Below are 25,102 nucleotides of genomic sequence, written 5' to 3'. Positions count from 1 at the left end.
TCGTCATTAGCCCATCCCTCCGGCCGTCACTGTGCGTTCCGACACACTGCATATCCGCGAGATAGGAGCCGCCGGGCAGCGATGTGCGATTTGACACACGCCTGTCAGCGGGTTGCCGCGATAGGGTCGAGGCCTGCCCGTCGCCTGGAACGAGCCCCGCCATGATCGCACGCGCCGCCCCTTTCTTCCGACATCTCTTCCTGGTCCTGGCCGCGTTCCTCGGCCTGGCGTCGGCCGCGCTGGCCGACGAAGGGGCTCGTGTCGTGCTCGTGCTCGATGCCTCGGGCTCGATGTGGGGACGCATCGGCGAGCAGACGAAGATCGAGATCGCACGGGAAACCGTGGGCACCATCCTCAAGGACTGGCGGCAGCAGGACCAGCTCGGCCTCGTGGTCTACGGCCATCGCCGCAAGGGCGACTGCGGCGACATCGAAGTGATGAAGCCCGTCGGTCCGGTCGATCCGGCCGAGATGATGGCCACCATCGGCGCGATCTCCCCCAAGGGCCGGACGCCGATGACCGAGGCCGTGCGCCTGGCCGCGGGCGAGCTCGGGCAGGTGGAAGGCCCCGCCAGCGTCATCCTCGTCTCGGATGGCATCGAGACCTGCGAGGCCGATCCCTGCGCCGCGGCGGCGGAGTTGAAGGCCAAGGACGTCGACCTGGTCGTCCATACCGTCGGCTTCGACATCCAGGACCCCGCCGCCGCCGATCAGCTCGCCTGCATGGCGCAGAAGACGGGCGGCCTCGCCCTGACGGCCGGCACCGCCGGCGAGCTTGCCGCCGCAATCCAGAAGGCCGTCGCCGTCGCCCAGGCCCCGCCGGCGCCGGCGCCCGCACCGGAGCCGCCGCCGGCGCCGAAGGAAGAACCCAAGCCCGCCTGGAACCTCACCGGCTCCGTGCGCCTTTCCGCCAACGACGATCCGCTGGCCGGAGGCGAGGACATCGGCTGGGATTTCCACCGGCCGGCGCCCGAAGGTGTCACGCCCGAGTTCGTCACCAGCGTCTATGACCCCAACATCCATGCCGAGCTCGAACCCGGAGACTATGTCGTCACGGTTCACGTCGGCGCCGTGGCAATCAAGCAGCCGGTGACGATCGAGGCGGGCAAGATGAACCGGCTCGACGTCGTGCTGAATGCCGGCCGGCTCGGCCTGAGGGCCAAGCGGACGGAATCGGTGACCGAACAGGGCGACGTCGTGTGGGAAATCGTGCCCAAGGGCGGCGGCAGCGCCATCCACACCGCCTACAAGGCCGAAACCGCCACCGTGATCCCGGCCGGCGAATATACCGTGACGATGACGCTCGGCGCGGCCAAGTCCAGCCGCGACGTCGAAATCGCGCCGGGCGAGACGACTGCGGTGGAGATCGTCGCCGGCGTCGGTCGGCTGAAGGGCCGGATCCTGTTCTCGCCGGGCGGCCCGCCCGTGAAGGACCCGCATGTCGAGATCTTCCCCGGCGCCGAGCCGGTGGAGAACGAGGGAAGCATCGCCGACAGCTACAGCAACGAACCGAAATTCGATCTCCCCGCCGGCGCCTATCGCGCCCGCGTGCAGGTCGACGCCGTAAACCGCACCGTGCCGTTCGAGATCCGGCCCGGCGACAGCCTCGACCTGACCATACCGATCGATGCCGGCGTCGCCGCCTTCGACGCCCCGGGCGCCGAGAGCGTGCGTATCCTCGCCACCGGCGAGGACATCTACGGTGACCAGACCAGCGACATCACCACGATCTACAACCTGCCGGGCAACTACGTTCTGCCGGCCGGCAGGTACCGGGCCGCCGCCTATCGGGGAGACACCCGGGTCGAGGCCGATTTCGAGATCGCTGCCGGCAAGCGGACGGTCACGAAGCTGCAGTTGCCGTAGGGTATCGCCGATGCGGCGGCGCGCCGGCATGCCCTTGCCAAGGCTCGCCGCCTCAGGCTTGGTGAGCGGACGCTTGGAGAGACGCCCGCCATGTCCTTCGAACTCTGGCTCGCCTTCGCTGCCGCCTCCGCCGTGCTACTGGTCATTCCGGGGCCGACGATCCTGCTCGTCGTCTCCTATGCGCTTGGCCAGGGACGAAGGGCGGCCCTTCCCGTCGCGACCGGCGTGGCGCTGGGCGACTTCACGGCGATGACGCTGTCCATGCTTGGGCTCGGCGCCCTGCTGGCAACGTCGGCGACGCTGTTCACCGCGCTGAAATGGATCGGCGGTGCGTATCTCATCTGGCTCGGCATCAAGCTGATCCGAGCCGGAGGCTCGCTCGGCGACGTGAGCGCACGCTCCTCCGGATCGGCCGTGACCATGGCGCTGCACGCCTGGATCGTCACCGCGCTCAACCCCAAGAGCATCACCTTCTTCGTGGCATTCCTGCCGCAGTTTCTCGACCCGCAAGGCCCGTTCTGGACCCAGATGCTGGTGTTCGAGGCAACGTTCCTGACACTCGCCGCCGCCAACGCCTTCGGCTACGCGCTCGCCGCCAGCCGCGCGCGAGGCCTGGCCGGGCGCCCCTCGGTGATCGCCTGGTTCAACCGCATCGGCGGCTCGCTGCTGGTCGGGGCCGGCGTGACGGCGATCGCGTGGAAGCGCGCGGCCTGACCCCCAGGGGCGATCAACGCGGCCTCCGTCGCTTGTGCGGCCTCACACAGACGGCGCAACGACGACAAGGCATCAAACCCCGCAGCCGTCCCCGACATAGGAGCCCATGCCATGAGTGCGCCTTCGGCCCAGGAAGTGCTGATGCTTGCCCTGATCAACCGGGCGCGGCTCGATCCGGCCGGCGAAGCCGCCCGGCTCGGCATCGACCTGAACGAGGGCCTGGCCGCCGGTACGCTCTCCACCGGATCAAGGCAGCCGCTGGCCTTCTCGGATGCGCTTCTCACGGCGGCCGAGGGCCACAGCCAGGCGATGATCGATTCGGATTTCTTCGCCCACACCAACCCGAACACCGGCAGCACGCCGCAGTCGCGCGGCACCGCCGCCGGATATGGCGGCAGCGTCGGCGAGAATATCTCCTGGACCGGCACCACCGGGACGATCGACCCGACCAGCGCCATCCTGGAGCAGCATCGCAGCCTGTTCGTGGACGCCAATATCGGCGGCCGCGGGCACCGGCTGAACATTCTCGACGACCGCTATCAGGAAATCGGCATCGGCCAGGTGATCGGCGGCTTCACCTTCAACGGCACGACCTACAACACCTCGATGGTCACCCAGGATTTCGGCATCCCGGCGACCAACGGCCAGTTCCTCACCGGCATCGCCTATGACGATACCGATTCCAACGCGTTCTACTCGATCGGCGAGGGACGCGGCGGCATTCAGATCGCGACCGCCGCCGGAAGCACAGCGACCGGGACGGCCGGGGCCTATACGCAGCAGATCGGCGCCGGGATCCAGACCGTCACCTTCTCCGGCGGCGGCCTGGCGACGCTGGTCCAGATCAAGGCCACCATCGCCGCCGGCCAGAATGCCCTGATCGACCTCGTCAACGCATCGACCATCGAAACCTCGGTCTCTGTCGACGAGGTGAGCGGCGTCTCCCGGATCGTCGGCCGGGGGACCCATGACCTCGTCCTGAGCGGCGCCGGCGGCGACGACACCATCGTCGGCTCCCGAGGCAACGACCTGCTGAGCGGCGGCGCCGGCAATGACGTGCTGGTCGGCAATGCCGGCAATGACACGATGCGGGGCGGCGCCGGCAACGACACCTATTATGTCGGCAGCTATGGCGACGTGGTAGACGAGGCTGGCGCCTCGGGCATCGACAAGGTCTATTCCACCGTCAGCTTCAACCTGGCCAATGCAACCCGCGTTCATGGCGACGTCGAGAACCTCGTGCTGCTCGGGACAGGCAACACCATCGCCGTCGGCAATGCCCTGGCCAACAGCATCACCGGCAATGCCGGCGCCAACACCATCAGCGGCGGCCTCGGCAATGACCGCCTCGACGGCCGGGGCGGCGATGACAGCCTGGCCGGCGGCTCGGGCGCGGACGTGCTGACCGGCGGCGCGGGCGCGGACCACTTCGTCTTCAACACCAGGACCGAAAGCACGGTGGCCCCGGCCGGGCGCGACGTGATCTTCGATTTCAACCGAGCGCAGGGGGACAAAATCGACGTCTCCGGCATCGACGCCGACACCCAGCTCGCCGGCAACCAGGCTTTCACCTTCATCGGCACGGCCGGGTTCGGCCACCATGCCGGCGAATTGCGCTACATCACGCAGAGCGGCAACGTCTATCTCTACGGCGACGTCAACGGCGACGGCGCGGCCGACTTCTCGGTGCAGCTCAACCACCTGACGACGATGCAGGCGGGCGACTTCATCCTGTAGCACACGCCACAGGCAAGGCGCCGCCGGACGGTCCCCGGCGTCGCTATTTCATCACCGGCTCGACCCGGATCGCCTGGCGCAGGAACACGCCGATCACGAACAGCGCCGCCAAGCCGAACACGCTCTGAAGGACCGTCTCCACGGTCGACCCGAGCTGGAACCAGCCGGCCAGCGCCCATCCGCAGGCCCAGGCGGCGCCCAGAAGCTCGGTGCCGATCAGGATGGCGGCGGAAACGATGGTGATCAGGCTGGTCCAGTTGATGGTCTTCGCGGCAGGCATGGCTTCGTCCGTCTTGGCTGTCCCTAGCCTCTATACCATGGCGGCGAGCTTTGCTACGCCCCCAGGGTGCCGGCCGCGCGGCCGCAGCCGGAGGGAGGCCCGTCATGATCGAGACACCGGTGTTCGGACACGCGGCCGTTGCGGCGCCGCATAGCCTGGCGGCAGAAACCGGGCAGCGCATCCTGGCCCAGGGCGGCAATGCGCTCGAGGCCATGGTGGCGATGGCTGCGACGATCGCGGTGGTCTATCCGCATATGAACGCCATCGGCGGCGACGGCTTCTGGCTGGTGGCGGACAGGACACGGCGCGTGCGCTATATCGAGGCCTGCGGGCCGGCCGGCGCCAAGGCGACCATCGCGGCTTATCGCCAGCGCGGCTATGACACGATCCCGCCACGCGGCGCTCTGGCCGCGCTGACCGTTCCGGGCGCCATCGGCGGCTGGATGCTGGCACTGGAGATGGCCGGGGCCTTCGGAGGCCGCCTGCCGCTCGGCACGCTGACGGAAGACGCGATCCGTCATGCCCGCGAGGGCGTGCCGGTGTCCGGTTCGCAGGGGCGAATCGATTCGCGCGAGTTCGACGAGCTGAAGGCGGCGCCCGGCTTCGCCGCGCAGTTCCTGGCCGACGGCAAGCCGCTGGCCGCCGGGACACCGATGGTGCAGGCGGCGCTGGCCGACACGCTGGCGCAGCTCGCTCACGCCGGACTGGACGACTTCTATCGCGGCGACGTCGGCCGCGAGATTGCCGCCGACCTGGAGCGGGCCGGCAGCCCGCTGACGCGGCAGGATCTCTCCCGCTACGAGGCGCGGCTGCGCGAGCCCCTGTCGCTGCCGATCGCCGGCGGCCGGGTCCATGGCACGCCGCCTCCGACCCAGGGCCTGTCGACCCTGGTCATCATCGGGCTGATGGAGCGGCTCGGCATTCGCCGCGCCGAAACCTTCGAGCATATCCACGGCCTGATCGAGACGGTGAAGCGCGCCACCGCCGTGCGCGACCGGGTGGTGACCGACCCGGACCAGCTGACGGAGGATCCCGCCGCCTTCCTGGCCCCGGCCTTCCTCGATCGCCAGTCGGCCGCGATCGCGCGGGACCGCGCGGCACCGACGCCGCAGATCGACGCCGAGGGCGACACGATCTGGATGGGAGCGATCGATTCGGACGGGCTGGCCGTCAGCTACATCCAGTCGGTGTTCTGGGACTTCGGCTCCGGCGTCGTGCTGCCCCGCACAGGCGTGATCATGCAGAACCGCGGCATGTCCTTCTCGCTCGATCCGTCCGCCCGAAACCCTTTGCAGCCCGGCCGCAAGCCGTTCCACACGCTCAACCCCGCCCTCGCCCTGTTCGACGACGGCCGGGTGATGCCGTTCGGCACCATGGGCGGCGAGGCGCAGCCGCAGATCCTCGCGCAGATCTTCTCGCGCATCCGCCTCGGCATGGGCCTGGCCGAGGCCATCGACGCGCCGCGCTTCGTCCTCGGCAAGCCCTGGGGCGGCAGCCGGGTGCTGCTCAAGCTCGAGAACCGCTTCGACGACACCGTGGTCGGCGCGCTGGAGCGGGCCGGTCATCCCGTCGTCGTGCAGGACATGTCCTATGCCGACGGCTTCGGTCATTCCGGCGCTCTGGTCCGCCACAGCCGGGACGGCCGGATCGAGGCCGCACATGATCCGCGCTCGGACGGCGGGGCCCTGGGCCTGTAGGCCGGCGAGCCGGCCGCGAGCCAGCGACATCAACGGAACCCGCCATGCCCACCCGCTATGCCGTCTACTACGCCCCCTCCCCCGACAGTGCCCTGTGGCGCTACGGCAGCGCCGTGCTCGGCTACGACGCGGTCACCGGCGCCGACGTGGCGCAATGGCGGCCGCGGGACGTTTCTGCCGCGGCCTGGGCGGCGATGACCGCCGATCCGCGCAAGTACGGCTTCCATGCCACGTTGAAGGCGCCGTTCGTGCTGGCGCCGGGGCAAAGCGAAGCCGCCCTCGTCGCCGCCCTGGAGCGCTTCGCCGACGGCCGCGCCGCGGTCGAACTCGGCCCCTGCGGCGTGCACGAGGTCGCCTCCTCCCAGGGCGGCGGCTTCCTGGCCGTCACGCCGGTGGCGGCACCGCCGGCCATGGCGGCGCTGGAACAGGCGATCGTCGAGGGTTTCGAACCCTTCCGCGCGCCGCTGACGCCGGAAGATAGGGCGCGGCGCAACCCGGAACAGCTGAGCGAACGCCAGCGCGGCTATCTCGATCGCTACGGCTATCCCCTGGTGCTCGACGAGTTTCGCTTCCACATGTCGCTCACCGGCCGTCTCGACCATCCGGCGCCGGTCGGGCAAGCGCTCCGGCAAGAAGCCGAGGCGAGCGGCGCGGCAGGTCCTGTCCGGCTCGATCGGCTGGCCGTGTTCCGCCAGAGCGACGGCGAGCGATTCCGCCTCGTCCATGCGGCGGCGCTGCGGTGACGCCCTCCTCCCGGCATCATCGTTCCGCCGCACTCGCGCGCCTATGTCACGACGGCATGCCGACTCGCGGCTGCGTCGCGGATGCACGGTGACATCATGCGCAAGCTCCTCCTGGCCCTGATGTTCAGCAGCTTCGCCACGGCTGCCGCGGCGCATCCGCACGTCTTCGTCACATCGCGCACCGAGATCGTCTACGGCGCCGACGGCCGCCTCGACGGCGTGCGGCAGGCCTGGACCTTCGACGACATGTTCTCCTCCTTCGCCGTCCAGGGGCTCGACGCGAACGGCGACGGCCAGCTCACCCGGGACGAGTTGCAGGCGCTGGCGCAGACCAATGTGGATTCCCTCAAGGAGTTCGAGTACTTCACCTTCGCCAAGCTCGGCGGCAAGCGCCTCCTGTTCAAGCCGCCGGTCGACTACTGGCTGGATTATGCCGACAAGCAGCTGACGCTGCATTTCTTCCTGCCACTGAGCTCGCCGCAGACCCAGGGCCAGAAGCCGCTCTCGGTGCAGGTCTACGATCCGACCTATTTCGTCGCCTTCGAGATGGCGGAGAAGGATCCCGCCGCCATCTCCGGCGCCCCGTCCTGCGCTCTCAACGTCATGCGGCCGAAGGCGTTGGACGACGCCCAGCAGGCGTTCGCCAAGCAGCTCGACCAGCCCGACTTCAGTTCGGAGAACCCGACCTTCGGCGAGCAGTTCGCCAACCATATCCTGGTCAACTGTCCGTGAGGCCGATGCTTCCGCAGCACCGGCCCGGCCTGGCCTGCGGCATCGGCGCCGCGGTTCTGCTCTGCCTCCTCGCCGCCTATGGGCCGGCCCTTGCCCAGGCCCCGGTTCCCTTCGGCGTCGGGAGGCCCGACGCCGTCGTCTCCGCGCCCTCGAACGGCTTCGCCGCCTGGGTGATGGCCGAGCAGAGCCGGTTCTACAAGCAGCTCTCGGCTGCGATCCGCAGTTGGAAGGAGACGGGTGCGACACCCTGGATGCTGGCCGGCCTGAGCCTCGCCTATGGCGTGTTCCATGCCGCCGGCCCCGGCCATGGCAAGGCGGTGATCTCGGCCTATCTCTTCGCCAGCGGCGAGACGCTGAGGAAGGGCATCCTCCTCGCCTTCGCTTCGGCGCTGGTGCAGGCCCTGTCGGCGATCGGCTTGGTCACGGTGCTGGCCCTGCTCCTGGGCGCGACGGCCAGAGCCATGGACGACGTGGCGCTGTCACTGGAACGGGCTTCCTACGCGCTGATGGCGGCGGTCGGGCTCTGGCTGCTCTGGCACAAGGGCCGGGCCCTGTGGAGCGTGCTGGCCCGGCGGTTCGGCCGGGCGAGCGATGCAGGCGCCCATGTCCATGACGCCTCCTGCGGCCACGTGCACGCGCCGATCCCCGATGCCCGCCTGCCCTGGTCGCTGCGCAGCGCCGCCGGCACGGTCCTGGCCATCGGGGTGCGGCCCTGCACCGGCGCCATCATCGTGCTGGTGTTCGCCCTGGCGCAGGGCGTGTTCGTGGCAGGCGTGGCCTCCACCTTCGCCATGGCGCTCGGCACGGCGGTCACGGTGTCGTTGATCGCGACACTCGCGGTGACAGCCAAGAGCGTGGCGGTGCGGATGGCCGCGCCCGGCAGCTTCGCCGCCGCGGTGACGCTGCGCTCCCTGGAGGTGCTGGCCGCGCTGGCGGTGCTGGCGCTCGCCCTGACGCTCCTGACCGGCCTGGCCGCAGCGCCCGCCGGGTAAGAATGAGGCGGAAAAAAGGCCTCCTCTCCCTTGGCTGCGACACGATGGAAGCATAGATTGTAGCGAGTAAATCGACTTGCTCGGAGGACGAGTCATGAGCCGGCAAGAAGAAGTCGTGACGCGCCGCCTGCGGCGGCTGGCGCGAGCGCTCGTGCATGATTCGGAGAGCGCGGATGCGCTCGTCATCGAAACGCTTTCGATCGCCGACGGCCACGCCGCGACCCTCATGGAGTTGTTCGCGGTTCTGATCGCCCAGCGCCGATCGCAGAATATGGATCCGGCCCGCCCAGCGCCGTTGCGGACCGGCCCGCGCCCGCACCACCCGCATGACATCGTCCACGCCCTCGAAAGCCTGTCACTGGCGGAGCGGGAGGTGCTGGCGCTCGCCATCATCGAGCAACTGCCCTACGAGGATGCCGCGGCGGTGCTGAAGATGTCCACCGATGTCTTCATCAAGCGGCTGACCCAGGCACGCGAAGCCTTGGTGCGCGTCGCCGACGGCGACCGTCGCGTCGTGCTGCGGCTGGTGAAATGACCGCACCGCCCCGGATTCCGGACGCGACGTTCAACGCCTATGTCGACGGCCGCCTGAACGCCCGCGGCGAACGCGAGACCAAGGCCATCCTCGACAAGGATCCGGCCGGTGCGGCGCGTGCCGCAGCTTGGCGCCGGCAGAGCGAGGTGTTGCGCGCCTCCTTCAACATGGTGGCGGACGAGCCGCTCCCTCTTTCAATCCTGCTGAAACTGCGAGCCGCAACGCCAAAGAACCAGCGCCGCAAGACCTGGTGGGTCGGCTTCACCGCCTTTGTCATCGGCCTGCTCTGCGGCGGCGTGCTGACGGCGGCGGTGATGCGCCTGGCGACGTAACGAGATTTTAGTACCGCTAAATTTTCCATCTATTTCATTGCAATTGAAGGGCGACCGTCCTAGGGTATGCCCATGAAACTCGACGCTTGGCTTCGCCACACCGCCACGCCGCGCAACGCCTTCGCCAGGACGGTGGGCCTGTCGCCGGCCAGCATCACCGTGCTGTGCAATGATGCCGACGCCTGGATCTCGCGCGAAAGCGCCGAACGCATCGCCCAGGCCACCGGCGGCCAGGTGACCCCCAATGATTTCCTGGGGCTCGGCCCCACCAAGGACAGCCTTCCGGAGACCGTCATGTCGATGCACAAGATCCAGTCCGCGATCGAAGCCTTCGCCCGTGGCGAAATCGTCGTGGTGACGGATGACGACGACCGCGAGAACGAAGGCGACCTGATCATTGCGGCGACCCATTGCACGCCGGAGAAGCTGGCCTTCATCATCCGCAACACCTGCGGCATCGTCTGCGCGCCGCTGACCAGCTCCGAAGCCAAGCGCCTGCGGCTCGACCCGATGGTGTCGCAGAACGACGCGCCGCTCGGCACCGCCTTCACCGTGTCGATCGACGTCAAGCATGGCCTCACCACCGGCATCTCGGCCGAGCAGCGCTCCAACACCATCCGGGCCCTCGCCAACGGCAATATGGGCGCCGCCGACTTCGTGCGGCCCGGCCATATCTTCCCGCTGATCGCCAAGGACGGCGGCGTCCTGATGCGCTCGGGCCATACCGAGGCGGCGGTCGACCTGTGCCGCCTCGCCGGGCTGCCGCCGGTGGCCGCGATCTGCGAGCTCGCCAACGACGACGGCACGGTGAAGCGCGGGCCGGAAGTGACGGCCTTCGCCGAGCAGCACGGCCTGCAGACCGTGTCGATCGCCGATCTGATCGCCTATCGTCAGGCGCGCGAGAAGCTGGTGGAGCGCATCGCCACCTTCACGCTGGACAGCGAGATCGGCCCGCTGACCGCACACGCCTACACCACCCCCTTCGACAGCGTGCACCATCTCGCCTTCGTCTATGGCCGCATCGGCGACGGCGAGAACGTGCCGACCCGCCTGCACCGGGCCGACGTGGTGGCCGACATCTTCGGCGGCGGCTCGACCATCCATGCCGCGCTCGCCCGGTTCAAGGAGGTCGGCCGCGGTGTTATCGTCTATCTGCGCGACGGCGCCGTCGGCGTGCCGACTGTTCCACATGGCGAGGCCGGCTCGGAGGCGCTGCGCAGTGAGCATTGGCGCGAGGTCGGCCTCGGCGCGCAGATCCTGCGCGACCTCGGCATTTCCTCGATCAAGCTGCTGTCGACCAGGACCCGCACCTATGTCGGGCTCGCCGGGTTCGGCATCGAGATCAAGGAAACCGAGACGGTGTGACGGCGGGCCGCCTTACAGCGGCAGCGCCGTCGTCTTCTTCACCGTTCTCAGCGCCAGGATCGACTGGACGCGGACCACGCCCGGCAGTTGCGTCAGCACGTCGGTGTGGATGCGCTCGAAATCGGCGGCGTCGGCATAGACCACGCGGACCATATAGTCGGCCGCTCCGGCCACGAGGCAGCACTCGACCACTTCCGGATGGCGCTGGACCGCTGCCTCGAAGGTGTCGAGGGCGGCCCGTCCCTGCTGGTCGAGCGTCACCTGCACGAAGGCGACGCCGGGCAGCCCCGCCGCCTTCTCGTCGAGCAGCATGACATAGCGGGCGATGAGGCCGCGCTCCTCCAGGAGCTTGACCCGGCGCAGGCAGGCCGAGGGCGAGAGGTTCACCCGCTCGGCAAGGTCGACATTGGTGAGCCTTCCGTCCTGCTGCAGCAGCCGCAGGATGGCGCGGTCGCGCGCGTCGAGAGCGGGCGCCCCGATCATCGGCCGGCGCTGACCGGCGCGGGCATCATCGCGCAGAGCCGGATCGCCACATCCCAGACAGTCACATAATATTCGACAAATCTCGACATCACACGCATATCCTGCACTTGATCGGCCCACCGTACAACAGGATCGACGGGAAATTGCGCGAATTCAAGGCTATCCTTCGGCCTGTCGCGAGGCGGTCGGAAGTACCGCCCGGACGATCCCAGGAGAGGAAGCCCCATGCTCATCGGCGTGCCGAAGGAGATCAAGGACAACGAATTCCGCGTCGGGCTCATCCCGTCGTCGGTGCAGGAGCTCGTGCATCACGGCCACAAGGTGCTGGTCCAAGCCGGTGCGGGCCTGGGCGCCGGCCTCACCGATGCCGACTATGCCGGCGCCGGCGCCACGGTGGTGGAAGGCGGCGAGCGGATCTTTGCCGAAGCCGAGATGATCGTGAAGGTGAAGGAGCCGCTGGCGGCCGAACGCAAACGGCTGACCAAGGGCCAGATCCTGTTCACCTACCTGCATCTTGCCCCCGACGCGGCCCAGACCCACGACCTCGTCGCCTCGGGCGCCATCTGCATCGCCTATGAGACCGTCACCTCCAACAACGGCGCACTGCCCCTGCTGACGCCGATGTCCGAGGTGGCCGGACGCCTCGCCCCGCAGGTCGGCGCCCACAGCCTGGAGAAGGCGCAGGGCGGACGCGGCGTGCTGCTCGGCGGCGTGCCGGGTGTGCCGGCTGCCGAGGTCGTGATCCTCGGCGGCGGCGTCTCCGGCACGCATGCGGCGACGATCGCCGTCGGCATGGGCGCCAAGGTGACCGTGGTGGACCGGTCCGCCGAAGCGCTGAAGCGTCTCGCCACCCAGTTCGGCACCTCGATCTCCACCGTCTTCTCGACTCGCACGGCCATCGAGGAACTGGTCCGCCGCGCCGACCTCCTGATCGGCACTGTGCTGGTTCCCGGCGCGGCGGCGCCCAAGCTGGTCAGCCACGACATGGTCCGGACGATGAAGTCGGGCTCGGTGATCGTCGACGTGGCGATCGACCAGGGCGGCTGCGTCGAGACATCGAGGGCGACGACCCATTCGCATCCGACCTATGTCGTCGACGGCGTGGTGCATTACTGCGTCGCCAACATGCCCGGCGCCGTGGCGCGCACATCCACCTTCGCCCTCAACAACGTGACGCTGCCCTTTGCCGTGGCGCTGGCCGACAAGGGCTGGCGGCGGGCCCTGCGCGAGGATGCGCACCTGCGCAACGGCCTCAATGTCAGCGAAGGCAAGGTGACTTGCGCGCCGGTGGCGGAAGCGCACGGCCTGCCCTATGTGACCGCCGAATCGGCGATCGGGATGTGACATGCCCGGCCCCTCCATGCCGGAGGGGCCGCTTCGGTCGAAGCCCGGCCTCGCATCGAGCCGCCGGCAGCGCAGCAAGGAGCGAGGCATGCCGGCTCCGGTGGAAATCCGCCGCCTCACGGCGGCCGATGCCCGGGACTACCGCAATATCCGCCTGGCAGCCCTGGAGACCGAACCGGATGCCTTCGGCTCGGTCCATGCCATCGAAGCAGCACGGCCGGTGGGCCATTTCGCCGAACGGCTTGCCTCCTCGCTCGTGCTCGGCGCCTACGTGGAAGATCGGATCGTGGCGATGATCGGCCTGCGCCCCGGGTCCGGTGCCAAGGACGCCCACAAGGGCTTCGTCTGGGGCTTCTATGTCGAGCCCGCCTGGCGACGCCAAGGTGTCGGCAAGGCCCTGATCAGCGCCCTGCTCGCCGCTGCCGGCGGCATCGTCGAGCAACTGACCCTAGCCGTCGTGCGAGACAACCGGGCCGCGATCGCGCTGTACGAACGCCAAGGCTTCCAAGCCTACGGCATCGAGCCGAAGGCTCTGAAGACGCCGCAAGGCTATGCCGACGAGGTGCTGATGGTACGCTTTCTCCACAGCAATCCGGGTCCGGCCTCCGCGCAGCCCGGCCCCTGACGCACCGGTTCCGACGGTTCGACCGAACCGGTGGTCCGGCCCCCCCTGTCGCTTCCCCGTCTCGTGTCTTTCCAGCAGAGCGATCAAGGCCGCGCGTCGGAAGCACGACGCCGGGCCGCGCTCCGCCTCCAAGCGCCATCCCTGGAAATCGGGCCTGAACGGACCGGCTTGCCTCGTCCGCGAATGCACGGTATCGCTATATTTATTCAGATATAGCGAAGCGGATCAGCGATGTCGGGTCTCTCCATCTTCGATCGTCCGCGCCCCGATGCGGGCCGCACGGCGCAGATCAGCTTCTGGACGGCACCGCCGCTCGTTTCGTCCGACGCCGGGGGCAAACGTCGCACCCGGATCTGGGACATCGCCCCCACCTTCCATTGCTCGATCGTCGGCACATGCCTGACCGCCGCCGAATTGCGCCAGGTCTTCGTCAGGATGGGCGACGCCGATGCGCGGACGGCGACCGACCATGCCCTGCACGGACGCGGCGTCCGTGCCGCCGGACAGCACGGCCCGGCCGGCAAGATGCTGAACAAGGCGCTCGACAAGCGCCACGAGACGGTGATCAAGCGCTTCGCCAAAGCATCGACCTCGGCCGAGATCCGCGCGCTCTGGCTGCAGGCCCTCGACCAGGGCGAGATCCCCGGCGCGTACTGGGCCGTGCTGACCCATCCCGCGACGGAGCCTGCGCTGGTCCAGGAGGTCTTCGGCGAAGTCCATATGCTCTCGCACATGATCGGTGCCGCCAATCGCATCGACATTGCCCGCCTGCGCAAGCTCGAGCGCGAAATCAGCGAGCGCGACGACAAGATCGACCGGCAGGAGCAGCGCCTGCAGGACGCGGCGCGGGTGCGGGACGACCTGGCCCGCCGGATCGAAACCCTCGAGGGAGAGCTCGGCCGGATGCAGGCGCAGCAGAGGTCGCGCGCCGAGCCGGCGGACACCGCGGCCGTCACCCAGCTGCATCAGCGGCTCGATGCCGAACGGGCGCATGCAGGCGCCCTTGCCGCAAGGCTGCGGACGGCGGAGGGCGCGGCGCGAACGGCCCGCAAGCAAGCCGCCGAGCTGGCCGCCCGCGGGTCCGCCCTGCAGGCCGAGGTCGCGGCGCTGGAGGCCCTGCTGCGCCTCGCCGAGACCGGCGACGGGGCGCCGGCCGTCGCCGATCTCAGCGGCCGCACCCTGCTCTACGTCGGCGGGCGGCCCAAGCTGATCGACCAGCTCAAGTCCCTGATCGCCCGGCATGGCGGCGCCCTGCTCGCCCATGACGGCGGCGTCGAGGACAGCGGCGCGCTGCTGCCGGGACTGGTCAGCCAGGCGCATGCCGCCTTCTTCCCCGTGGACTGCATCAGCCATATCGCCGCCGGGCAGGTGAAGAAGCTCTGTCGCGATGCCGGCAAGCCCTTCGTGCGCCTGCGCACCGCCAGCCTCGCCAGCTTCATCGCCGCGGTCGGGGCCGGCGGCATGCCGGCACCGCAAGCCGACATCTCCGCCCATTGAAACGGACATATCGATGAAACGCGTTCTCGCCGGCCTCCTCCTCATTCTCGGCGCTTCGCAAGCCCAGGCGGAGGAGGTCGTGCTCTATGGAGCCGGCAGCCTCAAGGACGTGCTGACGGCGATCGCCTCCGACTACACCGCCAGGACCGGCATTGCCGTCCGCACGGCATTCGGCCCGTCGGGCCTGATGCGTGACAAGATCGAAGCCGGGGACAAGGTCGATCTGTTCGCCTCCGCCGACATGGGCCACGCCCTGAAGCTACGCAGCGACGGCAAGGCCGCGGCGGTGGTGATGTTCACACGCAACCGGCTCTGTGCCTTCGCCAGGCCAGAGACAAAGCTCACGGCCGCGACCTTCGCCGAGCGCCTGCTCGATCCCGCCGTCAAGCTCGGCACCTCGACGCCGAAGGCCGATCCCGGCGGCGACTATACCTGGACGATGTTCCGCCTGATCGACAAGGCCCGTCCCGGCGCCTTCGCCACGCTGGACGCCAAGGCCCGGAAGATCGTCGGGGGCAGCACCGCTGCCGATCCGGCCAATCCCCGGCCGATCGCCTCCGCCTTCGAGCGCGGCGATATCGATGTGATGATGGGTTATTGCAGCGGCGCGGCCCAGCGCCTGAAGGAAACGCCGGGCCTGGAGACGATCACGGTGCCCGACGCCTATGCCGCCGGGCCGGAATACGGGCTGGCGGTCACCGGCCTCGACAAGCCGGCCGTGACCGGGCTCGCCCTGGCGATCCTGTCGCCGGAAGGACAGGCCACCCTGCAAAGCTTCGGCTTCGCCCCGATCGGGCAGCCGGCCAAGCCGTAGGACCGCCCATGGCCGCCCCTGCCCGACCGCGTTTCCACGGCGAGTGCGATGTTGCCGCCATGGTGTATGGGCGGCTGGACGACCCGGACACCGTGCTGCTCGGCTTCATCCGGCGCCAGATCGAGCGGGGCTACGATGCCCTGGGAGTCGTGCAGTGCCGCCGCGCCCCGCCCTTCGGCGGGGCGGCGGACTTCCTCATGGTCCCGGACGAGGACGGCCAGAGCCGGGAGGCCGCGGTGGCGGCCTGCGGCACCGTCCTGCAAGGCATCGGCGCGCGGCTGACGCAGGCCCTGGCGCGGCGGCCCGACGTGCTCGTGCTCAACCGCTACGGCTCCCTGGAGGCGACCGGCGGCGGGTTGCTCGACGTCCTGGCCGCGGCGATCGATCGGGACATCCCCGTGGTGATCGCGGTGCCCGAGGCCCTGTTCGCCGGCTGGCTCGACATGACCGAAGGCCTGGCGGTCAAGCTCGGGCCGCATGGCCCGAGCCTCGATGCCTGGTGGAATGCCCTGGGACGCGCTCCGGCGGATGCGTCGCCCCAGACCTTCTGCGAGCGCTTCAAGTGAAGGCGGACCGTCAGGCCGCCCGCTCGTTCTCGTAGCCTGCGGACCGGATCGCGCCGGAGATCGCGGCGGGTTCGGCCTTGCTCTCGACGGTCACGGTGCGCGCACCGAGATCGACCGTCACGCTTGCGGCCGGATCGATACCCTTCACCGCCTTCTCGACCGTCGCGGCACAATGGCCGCAGGTCATGTCCGGCACTTTCAACGTCGGCATGCTCATCTCCTTCATGCACGCGGCCGCATCGGGCGGCCCTCGACCCGGCGGCCTACGGCCCCAGGCGTCCCGCAACTTCTGAGGCTTCCCATGATGGGAAGGTCAAGCCGTTTCCGTCGATCACGATCCGGGCTTGACCTTCCCATCATGGGAAGGTCTAACCATCTGGGCAGTCGAACCGAACGGATATGCCCGATGACCATCACGACTGCGCCGACCCGCCCGAACCCGCCTCATTCTGCCGCAGCCGTCCCGCAGATGCAGATCCCGATCGAGGGCATGACCTGCGCCTCCTGCGTGCGCCGCGTCGAGCAGGCGATCGCGGCGACACCCGGCGTCGCCTCGGCGACGGTGAACCTCGCCACCGAGCGGGCCGGCATCGCCTTTGCCGGCAAGCCTGATGTCGATGCGGTCGTGGCGGCGATCGAAGCCGCGGGATACGGGACGCGGCGTGTCTCGACCGAGCTGACCATCGAAGGCATGACCTGCGCCTCATGTGTCCGGCGCATCGAGACGGCGCTGAAGGCGGTGCCGGGCGTGATCGAGGCCGGCGTCAACCTCGCGACCGGCCGTGCCAGCGTCACGGCCGTCGCCGGCGCGCTGCAGCCGGGCGCGCTTGAGCGTGCCGTCGAAGCCGCCGGCTACGAGGCTCGCCCGGTCGCGGCCGACGCTGCGCCGGACGCCGAGCGCGAAGCCCGCGCCGCCGAGATGCGTTCGCTCGGCCGCGGTCTCTTTCTTGCGGCTGCGCTGACCCTGCCCGTCTTCATCGTCGAGATGGGAGCCCATCTCGTGCCCGCCTTCCACCACTGGACGGCGATGACGCTGGGCCGGTGGAACTGGTATGCTCAGTTCGTCCTCACCACGCTGGTGCTGTTCGGTCCGGGCCTGCGCTTCTTCGCCAAGGGCATTCCGGCGCTGCTGCGCGGCGCTCCGGACATGAATGCGCTCGTCGCCATCGGCTCGGGCGCGGCCTGGGCCTTCTCGCTGGTGGCGACCTTCCTGCCCGACGCCCTGCCCGAGGGCACCGCGAACGTCTATTACGAGGCCGCGGCCGTGATCGTGACTTTGATCCTGCTCGGCCGCTATCTGGAGGCCAGGGCCAAGGGCGAGACCAGCGAGGCCATCCGCAAGCTGGTCGGCCTGCAGGCCAGGACCGCCCGGGTCATGCGCGGCGCCGAGACCGTCGAGTTGCCGGTGGCGGAGCTCCAGGTCGGCGACGTCGTCGTGGTGCGACCGGGCGAGACGGTCGCCGCCGACGGCGCGGTGATCGAAGGCACCTCCTTCGTCGACGAGGCCATGATCACCGGCGAGCCGATCCCCGTGGCCAAGAGCGTCGGCGCCGAGGTGGTCGGCGGCACCATCAACAAGACCGGCAGTTTCTCCTTCCGCGCCACCAAGGTCGGCGCGCAGACGCTGCTCGCCCAGATCATCCGCATGGTCGAGGCGGCGCAGGGCTCGAAACTGCCGATCCAGGCCCTGGTCGACCGGGTGACCGCCTGGTTCGTGCCGGCGGTCATCGCCGCGGCGGCGCTGACCTTCGCCGCCTGGCTGGCCTTCGGGCCGAGCCCGGCCCTGACCTTTGCCCTGGTCAATGCCGTCGCCGTGCTCATCATCGCCTGCCCCTGCGCCATGGGCCTGGCCACGCCGACCTCGATCATGGTGGGCACCGGCCGGGCGGCCGAGCTGGGCGTGCTGTTCCGCAAGGGCGACGCCCTGCAGACGCTGCGCGACGCCACCGTCATCGCCGTCGACAAGACCGGCACGCTCACCGCCGGCGCGCCGGACCTCACCGATCTCGTCGTCGGCGAGGGTTTCGACGAAAACCAGATCCTCGCCCTCGTCGCCGCGGTCGAGGCCCGCTCCGAGCATCCCGTCGCCGAAGCGATCGTCGCGGCGGCCCGCCGGCGCGGCGCCGAGCCGACGATCGTGGACGGCTTCGAGGCGACACCGGGCTACGGCGTGGCCGGGACCGTCGGCGGGCGGCGGGTCGCGGTCGGAGCGGACCGGTTCATGCGCAGGCTCGGCCTCGATCCCTCCCCCTTCGCCGCGACGGCCTTCCGCCTCGGCAATGACGGCAAGTCGCCGCTCTATGCCGCCGTCGACGGCCGGCTGGCCGCGGTGATCGCGGTCGCCGATCCGATCAAGGCCGGCACGCCGGCGGCCCTCTCCGCATTGCGCGAGCTCGGGCTGCGGATCGTGATGATCACCGGCGACAACCGTCGCACCGCCGAGGCGATCGGTCGCCGGCTCGGCATCGACGAGGTGGTGGCGGAGGTCCTGCCCGACGGCAAGGTCGAAGCGGTCCGGCGGCTGTCGGCCGGCGGCGCCCGTGTCGCCTTCGTCGGCGACGGCATCAACGATGCCCCGGCCCTGGCCGCCGCCGACACCGGCATCGCCATCGGCACGGGCACCGACATCGCCATCGAGAGCGCCGACGTCGTGCTGATGTCGGGGGATCTGCGCGGCGTGGCCAACGCCATCGCCCTGTCGAAGGCGACGATCCGCAATATCGGCCAGAACCTGTTCTGGGCCTTCGCCTACAACGCGGCCCTGATTCCGGTGGCGGCCGGCGTTCTCTACCCCCTCGACGGCACCTTGCTGTCGCCGATGCTGGCGGCCGGCGCCATGGCGATGTCGAGCGTGTTCGTGCTCGCCAACGCCCTCCGGCTCAAGCGTTTCCGGGCGCCGGTCGAGGCCGGTGCCGAGGCGCCGTCTCCGACCGGCCGGCTCGCCGCTGCGTGACGCCGGGCAAGCCATATCATCGACAGGGAGAACGGCAGTGAACATCGGCGAAGCGGCAAGGACGTCGGGCGTCTCGGCCAAGATGATCCGCTACTATGAGTCCATCGGCCTGGTGCCGGGGGCTGCCCGGACGGAGGCAGGCTATCGCGTCTACTCCGCGAGCGACGTGCACACGCTGCGCTTCATCCGCCGCGCCCGCGACCTGGGCTTTTCCGTGGAGCAGATGGCGGACCTGCTGAAGCTGTGGAGCGACCGCTCCCGCGCCAGCGCCGACGTCAAGCGCATCGCCCAGCAGCATGTGGCCGAGCTGGAGGCGAAGATGAAGGCCCTGGAACAGATGGCACGGACGCTGCGCCACCTCGCCGCCCACTGCCACGGCGACGGCCGCCCGCATTGCCCGATCCTCGACGACCTCGCCGAGGGACAGGATCCGCCCCCGCCGGCACCGCCCCGGAGAAACCGGCGATCGGCAGGCGCCATCGCCTGAAGGAAGCCGCCGCTCAGCCGCTCTTCATCGCATCGCCGACCTGGAAATCGCCCGGCTGCGGCGGGGCGAGCGGCGTGAACAGGACGCGGTCGGGCTTGAGGTCGATGAGCGGGGTGCCGTCGAGGCAATCGAGGCCGCGGACCAGCACGGAGGCGCCCTCGACTCCGACGAGAGCCGCGACCGAGGTGCCGATCGGGTTCGGCCGCACCGGCGAGCGCAGCGCGAAGGTGCCACGCGTCGCCCCGTCATTAGCGGGGCTCTGGCGCACCAGGTCGCGACGCGACCGGTCGAGCCAGTAGAGCACTTCCAGACGCTCGAATGCCTCGATCCCGGCCAGAGCCGGGACCCAGGGGTCGAAGATCTCGATACGGCAGGTCGGGCCGTCGAGCCGGCCCTGGCGCGGGCACTCGAGCCGCGACGTCCAGGGCGTATGGATGCGGCCGATGAAGACGAGCCCGGCATCGGTCGGCGCCGGCGGCTCGACTGCCACCTCGTTGGCGCGGATCTCGTTCAGCCGCACCATGGCTCAGTCAACGGCGATCATCACGTCCGACGCCTTGATGACGGCGTAGGCGGACTGGCCAACCTTGAGCTGCAGCTCGTCGACTGCCTCGTTGGTGATCGAGGCGGTGACGACGGCGCCGTTGATCTCGATCTGGACATGCGCCGTGGTCTGGCCCTTGTTGACCGCCTTGATCGTGCCCTTGATCTGGTTGCGCGCGCTCAGCTTCATGATGCTCTCCTCGAGTGTTGCGGCGGGGACACGCCCCGCACTTGCGACGATAGCCCGTCAGGGCGGTGGTGGCGGAGCGAGGCACTGCTCGAGGCGCTCGATCTCGATCGAGGCGCCGCTGCGGATCTTGCTCTCGGCGTCGCGGTACAGAGCGACGATCTCGTTGCCAAGGTCAGTCAGCGCCGCGCCCCCGCCATTCCTGCCGCCGCCGCGGGTCTGCACCAGCGGCTCGGCGAACATGCGGTTGAGTTCGTCGGTGAGCAGCCAGGCCCGGCGATAGGCCATCCCGAACTCCCGCCCCGCCGCCGAGATCGATCCCGTCCGGCGGATGGCTTCGAGCAGGGCGATCTTGCCGGGGCCGAGGCGGCGATCCGTGTCGAAGTCGAGGCGGATGGTGAGGCGTGTCGACATGGGGCTCTCCCAGTTCGGAACCTCTCCATGGTGCGTCCGATCATCGCTGCCTTCAATCGTCGCGGTTGATGCCGGATGTCCGCCCCTCGAAGACGGGGCTCCCGGCCGGGAGCCCCGGGGATCAGGACCTGAAGACGGCCTCGCCGGAGCCGGGATCAAGCCGCCTCGTAGCCGAGGATGCCCTTGATCTCGAGGAAATCCTCCAGGCCGTACTCGGCGTATTCGCGGCCGTTGCCGGACTGCCTGTAGCCGCCGAACGGCATGCCGGCGTCCCAGGCGGGATAGTTGATGTGGACGTTGCCGGTGCGCATCCGCGCCGCCGCTTCGCGCGCCTTCTGCAGGTCCTTGGACTGGATGTAGGAGGCAAGGCCATAGACGGTGTCGTTGGCCCGCTCGATCGCCTGCTCGACGCTGTCATAGGGCAGGATCGACAGGACCGGCCCGAAGATCTCCTCGCGGGCGATGCGCATCTCCGGCTTCACGTCGGCGAAGACCGTGGGACGGACATAGTAGCCGCGATTGAGGTCGGCCGGACGCCCCGGCCCGCCGGTGACCAGCGTCGCGCCTTCGGCGATGCCGCTCTCGATCAGGCCCTGGATCTTGTCGTACTGGATCTGGCTGACCACCGGGCCGAGATTGGTGCCCGAAGCGTCGGCCGCGCCGACCACGAACTTCTCGGCCGCGGCCTTGGCATAGGCGGCCGCCTCGTCGTGACGGTCGCGCGGCACGAACATGCGGGTCGGCGCATTGCAGGACTGGCCGCTGTTGCCGAAGCAGCCGGCGACCCCCTTGGAGACGGCCACGGAGAAGTCGACGTCCGGGAACAGGATGTTGGCGGACTTGCCGCCCAGTTCCTGGTGCACGCGCTTGACGGTGTCGGCTGCCGCCTTGGCCACCAGGATGCCGGCGCGCGTCGAGCCGGTGAAGGACATCATGTCGATGTCGGGATGGCTGGCCAGCGCCTGGCCGACCGTCGGCCCGTCGCCGTTGACGAGGTTGAACACGCCCTTGGGCACACCGGCCTCGTCCATGATCTCGGCGAAGATGATGGCATCGAGCGGCGCGATCTCGCTGGGCTTGAGCACCATGGTGCAGCCGGCCGCCAGCGCCGGGCCGACCTTGCAGGTGATCTGGTTCAGCGGCCAGTTCCACGGCGTGATCAGACCGACGACGCCGATCGGCTCCTTGACGACCAGAGACGTGCCCTTGACGTGCTGGAACTGGAAGGACTTCAGCACCTCGACGATCTTCTGCAGATGGGCAAGGCCGATGCCGACCTGGCTGTCCAGGGCGAACTGGCGGGGGGCGCCCATCTCGCGCGAGACGGCGAGGGCCAGATCCTTGCTGCGCTTCTTGTAGACTTCGACGATGCGCTCCAGCAGCGCCAGCCGTTCGGCGGGGCTGGTGAAGCCGAACGTGGCGAAGGCACGCTTGGCGGCAGCCACCGCCTTGTCCACGTCTGCCTTGGAGCCGAGCGAGATGCGGGCGAAGGCATCCTCGTTCGACGGATCGATCACATCCAGGGTATTGGGGACGACGGGATCGACCCAGGCTCCATCAATATAGAACTGCAGATCGTGCGACATCGGACTCCTCCTTGCGGGCTGGGCTGGGCCGCGAGACAATGAGCGGCAAATCGGAATGTTCATACGAATATAACGACAGCCTCCCGCAGGCTCCAGAGCGTTTGAATTTTTTTCTCCGGGCCTGTCGGCGGGCGGCGGGCCGCGCCGTCCTTGGGGCAGGCACGGTCGCGGCCGGACGATCAACCCCGGGTCGAGACCCGCAGTCCGTCCCGATCCCGCCTTCCGAAGTTCAATCCTGTCACGACGGAGTTTCCAGCATGAGCGAGACGCAACAGGCCAAGGCCGAGGTGAAGGGCGGCCTGGTTCCCTATCTCCAGGTCGACGGCGCCACCAGGGCAGCCGAGTTCTACGAGAAGGCCTTCGGGGCCAAGGTGGTCGTCGCGCATCCGGTCGACGACAAGGGCCGCACCATGCACATCCACCTGCATGTCAACGGCAGCTCGCTGATGCTCAGCGACGCCTACCCCGAGCACGGCCACCCGTTGCAGGCGCCCCAGGGCTTCAACCTGACGCTGATGGTCGACAATATCGACGAGGCCTTCGCCAGGGCCGTCGCGGCCGGCGCGACGGCCGTGCTGCCGCCGCAGGACATGTTCTGGGGCGACCGCTACGGGCAGCTGCGCGACCCGTTCGGCGTGCTCTGGGCGATGAACCAGGGCAAGAAATGACCCTGGCCGGGCCTCAACCCAGACCCAGGCGCCGGTACAGCGTGCTGCGGTTGATGCCGAGCGAACGGGCGGCGCGCGAGACATTGCCGCCGTGCCGGTCGAGCGCGCGCCGCATGGCGTCGACCTCGATGGCGTCGAGCGACACGGGCGCTGCCGCCGGCGCATGGGCCCGGATCGACAAGGGCAGCATGTCGGGCGACACCAAGCCCCCGGCCTCGCACAGCGCCGACAGGGCGCGCAGCGTACCGGCAAGCTCGCGGAAGTTGCCCGGCCAGTCATAGGCGGCGAGCAGGGCCTGCGTCTCCGGCATGAGGCGCAGGCCGGGCAGGTGCCGCGCCACCATCTCGCAGATGACCGCTTCGCGGTCGTCGAATGTCCGCAGCGGCCGCATGGCGAACGGATATTGCGCCAGGCGGTAGTAGAGATCCTGCCGGAACGTGCCGGCGGCGACCAGGGCCGCGAGGTCGCGGTGGGTGGCGCAGACCAGGGCGAAATCGACCGTCACAGCCGCGCCGCCGCCGAGCGGCTTCACCTGCCGGTCCTGCAGCACGCGCAGCAGCCGCGCCTGCAGGGCAAGCGGCATGTCGCCGATCTCGTCGAGGAAGAGCACGCCCTTGTCGGCCTCGCGGATCACCCCGCGAGCACCCTGGCGCCGCGCGCCGGTGAAGGCGCCTTCCGCATAGCCGAACAGCTCCGCCTCGATCAGGCTTTCGGGCAGGGCGGCGCAGTTGACCGGCACGAACGGCCCGCCGGCCCGGGCGCTCAGGGCGTGCAGCCGGTGGGCGAACACCTCCTTGCCCGTGCCGGTCTCGCCGGTCAGGAGCAAGGGCACCTCGGCGTCGACGAGGCGCCGGGCCTTGGCGAGCATCGTCTCGCCGGCGGCATCGAACCACGGCGGCGGCGGTTCCTCGCGCCGCGCCGCCTGCGCCGGGCGTGACGGACCGGCCAGCCGCATCGGCTGGGTCAGCCGGGCGAACAGCGGCTTGCCGCCGCGGTCGCGCGACCGGCCGGTGCGGCCCGCGGCCTCCGGCAGATGCACGAACAATTCATCCAGCGCACGGGCGTTGAGGGCGGACCAGTCCAGGTGCATCAGCCCGAGTCCATGGCGATTGGCCGCGACCAGCCGCCCATCGCGGAACACGAAGATGCCCTCGCGCACCGTGCCGAGCAGGTCCGGGTCGGTGTGGAAGCGGATGACCTTGGCATCCCCGAACCCCTCGTCGAAGAAGCGGTGCTCGATCTGGTCGACGGCCAGCCGCACCAGGCCGAGGGCGTAGCGATGGTCGGCCGGGGATGGGCCGGAGAGGTCGAGCGCGCCGGCGATCCGCCCCTGCGGATCGAAGATCGGCGCCGCCGCACAGGTCAGGATCGCGTGGGTCTCGAAATAGTGCTCCGAACCGCGCACCTCGATCGGCCGCCGCTCATAGAGGGCGGTGCCGATAGCGTTGGTGCCCGTCCCGTCCTCGCTCCACTGCACGCCGGGGCGTAACGCCACCTGGGCGGCGCGGGTGGCGAACTCGACGCTGCCGAGCGTGTCGAGCACGACCCCGCCGGGGTCGGTCAGGATCACCACAGCCCCGGTGGCCTGCGCCTCCTGATGCAGGGCCTGCAGCTCCGGGCGGCAGAGATGGCGCAACCGGTCGTGCGAGGAGGAGATCTGCCGCAATTCGCCGGCCGTCATCGGCTCGATTGCCGGAAAGGCGGCGACGTCGAGACCAAGCGCGGCACAGCGCTGCCATGACCGGGCGATCGACGCGCCCACGGTCGCGTCCGGCGGCTGGCCGTCCTGGAAGAAGCGCCGTCGCGCCAGCGCGACAGAATCCGTCATCGACAGAGACATCACCGGCTCATCCCGAACTGCTGCAAATTGCAACACCTGTTGCGGCAAGTGTTGTTCTTTCCATCATCTTCTCACAGCCAGATCTCCGACGTCTACTGCGAAT

26 protein-coding genes are annotated in these 25,102 nt (G+C 69.4%); 18 read left to right on the top strand and 8 right to left on the bottom strand.

Annotated features, from left to right (window positions below; all coding sequences use genetic code 11):
• Positions 1 to 161 precede the first annotated feature (161 nt).
• The 3 genes from AC27L4_RS03855 (at position 162) to AC27L4_RS03845 (ending at position 4,316) form a co-directional block, all read left to right on the top strand.
• On the top strand, positions 162 to 1,865 hold the full coding sequence (locus tag AC27L4_RS03855) for a vWA domain-containing protein (protein ID WP_487140624.1): 1,704 nt from the start codon (positions 162 to 164) through the stop codon (positions 1,863 to 1,865).
• Between the two features lie 90 nt (positions 1,866 to 1,955).
• Complete coding sequence (locus AC27L4_RS03850; RefSeq protein ID WP_487140623.1) at positions 1,956 to 2,579, top strand: LysE family translocator; 624 nt, start codon at positions 1,956 to 1,958, stop codon at positions 2,577 to 2,579.
• A 111-nt stretch (positions 2,580 to 2,690) separates the two neighbouring features.
• Positions 2,691 to 4,316 carry a CAP domain-containing protein gene (locus tag AC27L4_RS03845; protein ID WP_487140622.1) on the top strand — a complete coding sequence of 542 codons (1,626 nt, stop codon included), beginning with the start codon at positions 2,691 to 2,693 and terminating at the stop codon, positions 4,314 to 4,316.
• A 43-nt stretch (positions 4,317 to 4,359) separates the two neighbouring features.
• Here AC27L4_RS03845 and AC27L4_RS03840 read toward each other — a convergent pair whose 3' ends face one another.
• Positions 4,360 to 4,596, bottom strand: a complete 237-nt coding sequence (locus AC27L4_RS03840) for a hypothetical protein (protein WP_487140621.1) — start codon at positions 4,594 to 4,596, stop codon at positions 4,360 to 4,362.
• Between the two features lie 104 nt (positions 4,597 to 4,700).
• Here AC27L4_RS03840 and AC27L4_RS03835 point away from each other — a divergent pair, with 104 nt between their 5' ends.
• The 7 genes from AC27L4_RS03835 (at position 4,701) to ribB (ending at position 10,992) form a co-directional block, all read left to right on the top strand.
• Positions 4,701 to 6,293, top strand: a complete 1,593-nt coding sequence (locus AC27L4_RS03835; RefSeq protein ID WP_487140620.1) for a gamma-glutamyltransferase family protein — start codon at positions 4,701 to 4,703, stop codon at positions 6,291 to 6,293.
• Between the two features lie 44 nt (positions 6,294 to 6,337).
• Positions 6,338 to 7,036, top strand: coding sequence for a DUF1045 domain-containing protein (locus tag AC27L4_RS03830; protein ID WP_487140619.1), 699 nt, complete (start codon positions 6,338 to 6,340; stop codon positions 7,034 to 7,036).
• A 96-nt stretch (positions 7,037 to 7,132) separates the two neighbouring features.
• On the top strand, positions 7,133 to 7,768 hold the full coding sequence (locus AC27L4_RS03825) for a DUF1007 family protein (protein ID WP_487140618.1): 636 nt from the start codon (positions 7,133 to 7,135) through the stop codon (positions 7,766 to 7,768).
• A gap of 5 nt (positions 7,769 to 7,773) precedes the next feature.
• Entirely contained in the window at positions 7,774 to 8,760 is a 987-nt protein-coding gene (locus tag AC27L4_RS03820; RefSeq protein ID WP_487140617.1) for a nickel/cobalt transporter, read from the top strand.
• Positions 8,761 to 8,854: 94 nt separating this feature from the next.
• Positions 8,855 to 9,295 carry a sigma factor-like helix-turn-helix DNA-binding protein gene (locus AC27L4_RS03815; RefSeq protein ID WP_487140616.1) on the top strand — a complete coding sequence of 147 codons (441 nt, stop codon included), beginning with the start codon at positions 8,855 to 8,857 and terminating at the stop codon, positions 9,293 to 9,295.
• Positions 9,292 to 9,627, top strand: a complete 336-nt coding sequence (locus tag AC27L4_RS03810) for an anti-sigma factor (protein WP_487140615.1) — start codon at positions 9,292 to 9,294, stop codon at positions 9,625 to 9,627. Before AC27L4_RS03815 ends, AC27L4_RS03810 begins: the two co-directional genes overlap by 4 nt.
• 72 nt (positions 9,628 to 9,699) lie before the next feature.
• A complete protein-coding gene (gene ribB, locus AC27L4_RS03805) occupies positions 9,700 to 10,992 on the top strand; it encodes a 3,4-dihydroxy-2-butanone-4-phosphate synthase (RefSeq protein ID WP_487140614.1) in 1,293 nt (430 codons plus the stop codon).
• 12 nt (positions 10,993 to 11,004) lie between these two features.
• Here the strand turns inward: ribB and AC27L4_RS03800 are convergent, their stop codons facing one another.
• A complete protein-coding gene (locus AC27L4_RS03800; RefSeq protein ID WP_487140613.1) occupies positions 11,005 to 11,475 on the bottom strand; it encodes an Lrp/AsnC family transcriptional regulator in 471 nt (156 codons plus the stop codon).
• A 225-nt stretch (positions 11,476 to 11,700) separates the two neighbouring features.
• On the opposite strand from AC27L4_RS03800, the gene ald reads away from it, so the two are divergent.
• The 5 genes from ald to AC27L4_RS03775 all read left to right on the top strand — a co-directional run bounded on the left by ald (position 11,701) and on the right by AC27L4_RS03775 (position 16,321).
• Positions 11,701 to 12,819, top strand: coding sequence for an alanine dehydrogenase (gene ald, locus AC27L4_RS03795; RefSeq protein ID WP_487140612.1), 1,119 nt, complete (start codon positions 11,701 to 11,703; stop codon positions 12,817 to 12,819).
• An 88-nt stretch (positions 12,820 to 12,907) separates the two neighbouring features.
• A complete protein-coding gene (locus tag AC27L4_RS03790) occupies positions 12,908 to 13,444 on the top strand; it encodes a GNAT family N-acetyltransferase (RefSeq protein WP_487140611.1) in 537 nt (178 codons plus the stop codon).
• 231 nt (positions 13,445 to 13,675) lie between these two features.
• Positions 13,676 to 14,941, top strand: a complete 1,266-nt coding sequence (locus tag AC27L4_RS03785; protein ID WP_487140610.1) for a DUF2325 domain-containing protein — start codon at positions 13,676 to 13,678, stop codon at positions 14,939 to 14,941.
• 13 nt (positions 14,942 to 14,954) lie between these two features.
• The gene (locus tag AC27L4_RS03780; RefSeq protein ID WP_487140609.1) at positions 14,955 to 15,755 is read left to right on the top strand and encodes an extracellular solute-binding protein; all 801 of its coding nucleotides are present in this window, start codon (positions 14,955 to 14,957) and stop codon (positions 15,753 to 15,755) included.
• A gap of 8 nt (positions 15,756 to 15,763) precedes the next feature.
• Entirely contained in the window at positions 15,764 to 16,321 is a 558-nt protein-coding gene (locus AC27L4_RS03775; protein WP_487140608.1) for a DUF2478 domain-containing protein, read from the top strand.
• A 10-nt stretch (positions 16,322 to 16,331) separates the two neighbouring features.
• Here the strand turns inward: AC27L4_RS03775 and AC27L4_RS03770 are convergent, their stop codons facing one another.
• A complete protein-coding gene (locus AC27L4_RS03770; protein ID WP_487140607.1) occupies positions 16,332 to 16,532 on the bottom strand; it encodes a heavy-metal-associated domain-containing protein in 201 nt (66 codons plus the stop codon).
• 258 nt (positions 16,533 to 16,790) lie between these two features.
• Here AC27L4_RS03770 and AC27L4_RS03765 point away from each other — a divergent pair, with 258 nt between their 5' ends.
• Both AC27L4_RS03765 and cueR read left to right on the top strand, forming a co-directional pair.
• Positions 16,791 to 19,274 carry a heavy metal translocating P-type ATPase gene (locus AC27L4_RS03765; RefSeq protein ID WP_487140971.1) on the top strand — a complete coding sequence of 828 codons (2,484 nt, stop codon included), beginning with the start codon at positions 16,791 to 16,793 and terminating at the stop codon, positions 19,272 to 19,274.
• Between the two features lie 37 nt (positions 19,275 to 19,311).
• Entirely contained in the window at positions 19,312 to 19,761 is a 450-nt protein-coding gene (gene cueR / locus AC27L4_RS03760; RefSeq protein WP_487140606.1) for a Cu(I)-responsive transcriptional regulator, read from the top strand.
• A gap of 13 nt (positions 19,762 to 19,774) precedes the next feature.
• On the opposite strand, the gene tsaA is transcribed toward cueR, so the two are convergent.
• From tsaA to AC27L4_RS03740, 4 genes are all read right to left on the bottom strand, one after another.
• Positions 19,775 to 20,284 (bottom strand): tRNA (N6-threonylcarbamoyladenosine(37)-N6)-methyltransferase TrmO, encoded by a 510-nt coding sequence (gene tsaA / locus AC27L4_RS03755; RefSeq protein WP_487140605.1) that lies wholly within the window; start codon positions 20,282 to 20,284, stop codon positions 19,775 to 19,777.
• Positions 20,285 to 20,287: 3 nt separating this feature from the next.
• Positions 20,288 to 20,494: a TOBE domain-containing protein gene (locus AC27L4_RS03750; RefSeq protein WP_487140604.1), complete on the bottom strand. Its 207-nt coding sequence runs from the start codon at positions 20,492 to 20,494 to the stop codon at positions 20,288 to 20,290.
• A gap of 57 nt (positions 20,495 to 20,551) precedes the next feature.
• The gene (locus AC27L4_RS03745) at positions 20,552 to 20,905 is read right to left on the bottom strand and encodes a winged helix-turn-helix domain-containing protein (protein ID WP_487140603.1); all 354 of its coding nucleotides are present in this window, start codon (positions 20,903 to 20,905) and stop codon (positions 20,552 to 20,554) included.
• Between the two features lie 155 nt (positions 20,906 to 21,060).
• A complete protein-coding gene (locus tag AC27L4_RS03740) occupies positions 21,061 to 22,491 on the bottom strand; it encodes an aldehyde dehydrogenase family protein (RefSeq protein ID WP_487140602.1) in 1,431 nt (476 codons plus the stop codon).
• 257 nt (positions 22,492 to 22,748) lie between these two features.
• Between AC27L4_RS03740 and AC27L4_RS03735 the strand changes: the two genes are divergently transcribed.
• Positions 22,749 to 23,159 carry a VOC family protein gene (locus AC27L4_RS03735; RefSeq protein ID WP_487140601.1) on the top strand — a complete coding sequence of 137 codons (411 nt, stop codon included), beginning with the start codon at positions 22,749 to 22,751 and terminating at the stop codon, positions 23,157 to 23,159.
• A gap of 13 nt (positions 23,160 to 23,172) precedes the next feature.
• Here the strand turns inward: AC27L4_RS03735 and AC27L4_RS03730 are convergent, their stop codons facing one another.
• Positions 23,173 to 24,987, bottom strand: coding sequence for a sigma-54-dependent Fis family transcriptional regulator (locus tag AC27L4_RS03730; RefSeq protein WP_487140600.1), 1,815 nt, complete (start codon positions 24,985 to 24,987; stop codon positions 23,173 to 23,175).
• Positions 24,988 to 25,102: the final 115 nt, after the last annotated feature.

Source organism: Labrys sp. Lb11 (assembly GCF_057554225.1).
This window is presented reverse-complemented; position numbering and strand designations above follow the sequence as displayed.